The organism is Steroidobacter sp., from assembly GCF_016790065.1.
GTDB lineage: Bacteria > Pseudomonadota > Gammaproteobacteria > Steroidobacterales > Steroidobacteraceae > Steroidobacter.
On record NZ_JAEUPY010000059.1, the window covers coordinates 1 to 5,167 of the forward strand.

Genomic DNA, 5,167 nt, shown 5'->3' on the forward strand with positions numbered 1-5,167 from the left:
GGATGGCTTGCGTTTCGTCAAAGGCCTGCAGGATGGCGGAGCGGTATTCGCCGACGCTCATGACTTCGGGATGCAACCACGATGAGGAAGGACTCTATCGTGGAAGTACCCCAAGCCCGTGAAAACCGCCAGTGGCTGGCGAATTAATTTGACGGCGGCCGGTCGGGGGCAGCCGATCAGGGACTTACGGCCCGAATTTGACCGTGCCCAAGGCGCCGTCCGGATTCAGCAGGCGCTGCAGGCTGCCGGCGATGTGCTGCTGATTCGAGGCGGTGTAGCGCTGGTAGATGGCGCTGTTGTAGGGGCCGACGCCGTGCTCGGCGCTGAAGCTGCCCTGAAACTGACTCACCAGAACGTGGTAAACGAAGGCTCTTATTTCTTGAATGACGGCGGCGTCGGGCTCGATGCCGCAGTCGTGCGGCCAGACCAGATTCAGATGCAAGCCGCCGTCACCCAGATGGCCGAAGTCGCAGACCTTCAGATGCGGCCAACGCTGCTTCAGTTCCTGGATCATCAAGTCACGGAAGGCTTGTATCGACGAGCGTCGCACGGAGATGTCGAATGCGATCACCTTGCCGGCTTCACGCAGGCTGTCGCTGATGGCGTGGCGAAGCTGCCAGCTCTCCTCAGCTCGGCCCAGCAATGCGTCGGCTAGTGTGGCGTCGTCACTCTCGGCTAGTTCGGTCAGCACGGTTTCGAGCATGCTTTCCAGGTCGACGCCCATCGACGCAGGCATTGCGGAGGTCAGTTCTACCAGGATGACCAGCTCCGGGACCGTCTCGCCGAACGGATTGCGGATTTGCGGGCGGAAGCGGAATACGCATTCCATCGCCGCCTTCGACATGGCTTCGAAGGAAGTGAGTAACTCACCGCACTTCAGTTCGAACGCTCTTAAGAGATCTAGTGCTCTTTCTGGAGTACTTGGTACTAACAAAGCACAGGCCCGCTGCTGCGGCAGTGGATGGACTTCGAGAATGGCGGACGTGATGAAACCAAAAGCACCGCTGGTACCGACGAACAGTTGTTTCAAGTCGACGCCGGAGTTGTCTTTGCGCAGGCCGCTCATGAAATCCAAGTGGGTGGCTGGTTCGTCGGCCAGCACGACTTCGAGGCCCAGCAAGTTACGGCGGACGTCACCGTACTTCATCAAGCGAGCGCCACCGGTGTTAGCAGCGATCATTCCACCGATGCTCGGATTGGCGCCGAGATCGATGGGGAAGCACAGGCCGTGCGGTTGTAAGTAGTCGTTGAGAGATTGGAGCAACACGCCCGCGCCGACGCGGACGGTGCGGTTGTGCACGTCCAGGTCGATTTCATGGCGCATGCGCTCGAAGCTGACGATGACTTGGTTGCCCGTGTCGTCCGGTGATGCGGCGGCAACGAGGCCAGTGTTCGCGCCTTGAGCGATTAGGCGCAGCTCGTGTTTGCGGGCCCAACGGATGACTTGCTGGACTTCGCGAGCATCGCGAGGACGGGCGACGCAGGCGGCGCGACCAGCACCGTAACGCGTGCCGCGCTCGTAGCCAGATAGGTCAGCAGGACTGCCGAGCACGGCCGCGTCGCCGAGAAGTGCAACGAGTTCGGCTACGGCCGCGTCTCGATCAAAAGTCATGCGATGAACTCAACGTGCGCCCGTCATTCGAGCGCTCGCCCGGCCGGCAGATGTATTGAGCGAACTGCATTGCTGCGACTGGAGCGTGCTCGATCTCAAGCAACAGCGGTCATCTTGAAGATGCCCTGCGCATTGCCGCTGTCGAAACTCAAATCTAGCGCGGTCGAGCCTGGCAGGCGGTCTCGCTCGATGAACTCATAGAACGAGCCAGGCACCGCACGCTTCACCAACGAGCCATCGGCAGCAACAAACTCTCGCTCCACGGTCGCAGCGAAATACGCCGTCTGTTTCACACGGCCTGAGCCTGAAACTTCCACAGCCTTCTTCATCGGACGACCCAGCACCTTCTGAGCCTCGGCCACAGACTCGATGTCTTGCACACGTTCCGTAACGTGATTGAAGGCGTTGCCTTCAGTAGAAATCCAAGCCATCTCCGCCGACTCACGCAACAAGATCTCGTAGTCCGCAACAGTAGGCGCCGAATGCTGGCGCTCAAAGCACGGCAACAGCTGCGACAACAACACTCTCGCCTCTTCATAAGGCAACGCGCGATCATGGCTCAAGCGAGCTAGAGACAACTGCGCCTCCGCAGGCAACGGATCGCGCGAAGTACCGATCACTCGCTCCGCCGCCGCCTGAAACTCCGATGAGAAATCCGTCAGGAAAATCTCACTGACAAAGAACTGCGCAATGTCTTCGGGATAGTCCTCGTGAGTGAACGACCGCCCCACCATATGAATCCGCGGCAGCGGATAAGTGGCACTCACCTCGAAACCCAGCGGCTTCAATAGACGAGCAAACGCCCGATAGCCACTAGGCAACTCCAGCGGCTTCGACGACACGACCGTGCGCAGCGCGCCGTGATCGAACCGCAAACGCCCGCTCTCACTCACCACGTCGCCCACTCGCTGAGCAGCCGTCGGCACGCGTTCCAACAAGTCAGCGAACAGGCTCATGTTCATGGCCTGAGCCAGCACCGCCCGTGGCACGCTGTTGCCATAATCCTCGAGCAGCGCCGGCGCTACGAAGATCTGATTGAGCAAAGTCTGAGCGCGAGCCGGGCCGGCGCAATCGTTCAGAAGGCGTGCGAGCGTCGATGACTGGGTGTTACTCATGGCACAAAGTGTCGCGGCCGCCACGCAACTGCGCAAACGACATTGTCTCGTGTCATCATTAGAAAAACTGATACCCCACCGACGCCCCGACCCGCGACCCAAGCCATGCTGCGTTTCCTGCCCTCGATGATCAGCCTGCAGGCGTTCGAAACCGCCGCCCGCCACCTTAGTTTTTCTAAGGCTGCGGAGGAGCTGAGCCTCACCCAAAGCGCGGTCAGCCAGCAGATGCGCACGCTCGAAACCCTGCTGCGCGTGAAGCTATTCCACCGCACCAAGTCTCGGCTGTCGTTGACCGAAGCTGGCCTCGCCTACCTACCGGAAGTGCGCCAATGCCTGTCTCGTTTGGAAGCAGCAACCTTGGAGTTGATGTCGCATCAGGGCATCGGCGGCGTGCTCAATCTGGCCATTCTGCCGACCTTCGGCACTCGTTGGCTGATTCCGCGAATGAGTTCGTTCGCTCAAGCGCATCCGCACGTCATGGTGAATTTTTCCACGCGCGCGGTGAAGTTCGATTTCGCCACCGAGCGGCTCGATGCCGCCATCCACTTCGGCGAAGTCGCCTGGCCCGGCGTGATCGCGCATCGCTTGATGGGTGAGAACGTCGTGATGGTCAGCGCACCGTCATTGCAGAAACGTTTGCGCTCATTGAAAGACCTGAGTCATCACACGCTGCTTCAACACACCACGCGTCCTTACGCCTGGCAAGAATGGCTCAACGCGGTGGGCGTGCAAGATGTGAATCCCATGAAGGGACCGCGCTTCGAACATTTCTCGATGGTGATTCAAGCCGCCGTCGCCGGACTCGGCGTCGCCATCCTGCCGGAATTTCTAGTGGAGCAAGAGCTCGCAGCCGGCGAGTTAGTGCAACCGTTCGATCGTCCGGTGCGTAGCGCGCACGCTTACCATTTGGTGTATCCGGAAGAGAATCGCGACCTGCCGACGCTGAAGGCGTTTCGTGACTGGCTGCTGAGCCAGGTCGCTGCCGTCACTATCTGAAACTATTTGACCCGCTGCTTGAGCAGCTTGCGAGCCAGCGTGCGGCGATGAATGCCGAGCCGGCGCGCCGCTTCGGAAATATTGAAGTCGGCGTCGGCCAGCGTCTGGTGGATGCGCTCCCACTCCAAAGTTTTGATGGACGTGGGCCGGCCGGTGAGTTCGACATCGGTATCACCCTCGGCTTTGCCAAAGGCGTTCTCGATATCGTCGGTGTTGGAAGGCTTGGCCAGGTAGTGGCGAGCACCGAGTTTGATGGCCTCCACCGCCGTCGCAATGCTCGCAAAGCCAGTGAGTACGACGATGTTCATTTCCTCGTCGTGGGCATGCAGCGTCTGTACGCAAGCCAAACCGGAAACGCCGTCGAGCTTTAGATCTACCACCGCGTACTCGGGCGACTCGGTCTTCAGCACCTCGACCACTTGCTCATGACTGGCAGCATGCATCACGCGATAGCCGCGACGTTCGAACGAACGCTTCAGCGTGCGCGCGAACGATTCGTCGTCCTCGACGATCAGCAGTGACTTCTGTTCCTCAGCCACGATGCTTCTCACTGTATTTCACGGCGGCCAGCGGCAGTTCGACCGTCACCGTCGCACCGCCGTCCGGGCGATTCCGGGCAGACACGGTGCCGCCCAATTTGCGAACTACGTTGACCACCAGAAACAATCCAAGCCCGGCGCCCGGGCTACCCTTGGTGGAGTGATAGGGCTTGCCGAAGTTTTCCATCTGGGCTACTGAAAAGCCCGGCCCGAGATCCAGCACTTCGATTCTGAGCATGTCACTGCGCCGCTCGGCATTCAATCGAATCCAGCCCGGCGACACTTCATAGGCATTGTCGAGCAAGTTGGTAACGACTTGCTTGAGAGCCTGATCCGACACGATGGCCACGTCTTCGCCCAACGCCCCGCTGCCGGCGTGATACTGCAGCGTGCCGCTCGGCCGGCCGTCGGACCAGTTGCGAGCGATCTCAGCAAGGAACCGATGCAGCGTCGTCACTTCAGGCGCCTCGCCCCGCGCCTCACCCGCTGACAACAAGATGCCCCGCAGAATGGTTTTGCACCGACGAATCGCGGCCTGCATCTCCTGCAGTTCCTGAAGCATCTCGGGATGCTCGGTGATTTCCGGCATGCGACGCCAGTCGCCCAGAATGACGGACACGGACGCCAGCGGCGTACCCAACTCATGCGCCGCGCCGGACGCCAACAATCCCAGCCGCACGATGTGATCTTCTTCCGCGGCCTGACGTTTCAAGTTGGCCAGGTGAGTATCGCGCTCGGTCAGATTCCGAGTCACGCGAGTGACGAATATCATCAGCAATACCGCCCCCAGCGCGAAGCACACGAACATGCCGATGATGTGCAGGTTCAACAACCGACTGTGAGTTTGCACCTCCAGCGGTTGATGAAGCTGAATCAAGGCAATGAAGGCCGCGCAGGTCACGCCA

At 60.1% G+C, this 5,167-nt stretch carries 5 protein-coding genes; 1 reads left to right on the forward strand and 4 read right to left on the reverse strand.

From position 1 onward, the window contains the following. Window positions 1–184: 184 nt before the first annotated feature. Window positions 185–1,612 (reverse strand): FAD-binding oxidoreductase, encoded by a 1,428-nt coding sequence (locus JNL55_RS02245; protein ID WP_293848721.1) that lies wholly within the window; start codon window positions 1,610–1,612, stop codon window positions 185–187. Window positions 1,613–1,707: 95 nt separating this feature from the next. Continuing rightward, window positions 1,708–2,727 carry a 2-oxoadipate dioxygenase/decarboxylase family protein gene (locus JNL55_RS02250; RefSeq protein WP_293848723.1) on the reverse strand — a complete coding sequence of 340 codons (1,020 nt, stop codon included), beginning with the start codon at window positions 2,725–2,727 and terminating at the stop codon, window positions 1,708–1,710. Between the two features lie 105 nt (window positions 2,728–2,832). Between JNL55_RS02250 and gcvA the strand changes: the two genes are divergently transcribed. Beyond that, window positions 2,833–3,723: a transcriptional regulator GcvA gene (gcvA, locus tag JNL55_RS02255; RefSeq protein WP_293848724.1), complete on the forward strand. Its 891-nt coding sequence runs from the start codon at window positions 2,833–2,835 to the stop codon at window positions 3,721–3,723. Between the two features lie 2 nt (window positions 3,724–3,725). Here gcvA and JNL55_RS02260 read toward each other — a convergent pair whose 3' ends face one another. Together JNL55_RS02260 and JNL55_RS02265 are read right to left on the reverse strand one after the other, a co-directional pair. Continuing rightward, window positions 3,726–4,262 carry a response regulator transcription factor gene (locus JNL55_RS02260; RefSeq protein WP_293848726.1) on the reverse strand — a complete coding sequence of 179 codons (537 nt, stop codon included), beginning with the start codon at window positions 4,260–4,262 and terminating at the stop codon, window positions 3,726–3,728. Continuing rightward, the coding region (locus JNL55_RS02265) for a sensor histidine kinase (protein WP_293848728.1) at window positions 4,255–5,167 on the reverse strand (913 nt) is incomplete at its 5' end. The genes JNL55_RS02265 and JNL55_RS02260, both read right to left, overlap by 8 nt.